Origin of the sequence: Burkholderia sp. SIMBA_051, from assembly GCF_046534915.1 — a bacterium.
Taxonomy (GTDB): domain Bacteria; phylum Pseudomonadota; class Gammaproteobacteria; order Burkholderiales; family Burkholderiaceae; genus Burkholderia; species Burkholderia ambifaria.
This window is the reverse complement of record NZ_JAWRXS010000711.1, coordinates 1-246: the sequence shown is the minus strand read 5'-3', so window position 1 is coordinate 246 and position 246 is coordinate 1. Positions and strand designations below refer to the sequence as shown.

Here is a 246-nt window from a genome sequence, read left to right as displayed (position 1 = left end):
GGTCGGTCAGCACCGATACATCGAGGCCGGCCGGCAGGTTGTCGGTGATCGACGGCAACAGCTCCTTGATGCGGTCGACCACTTCGATGACGTTGGCGCCAGGCTGGCGCTGGATGTTCAGCAGGATGGCCGGCTTGTCGCCGGCCCAGGCCGCCTGGCGCGTGTCCTCGGCGCCCTCGACCGCGCGCGCCACGTCCGACAGGCGCAGCGGCGCGTTGTTCTTGTAGGCGATGATCAGGTCGTTGT

General features: G+C 67.9%; 1 protein-coding gene. It reads right to left on the bottom strand.

The genetic code is table 11. The annotated features are described in order from the left end of the window. The coding region (locus tag SB771_RS36310; protein WP_410722199.1) for an efflux RND transporter permease subunit at window positions 1–246 on the bottom strand (246 nt) is incomplete at both ends.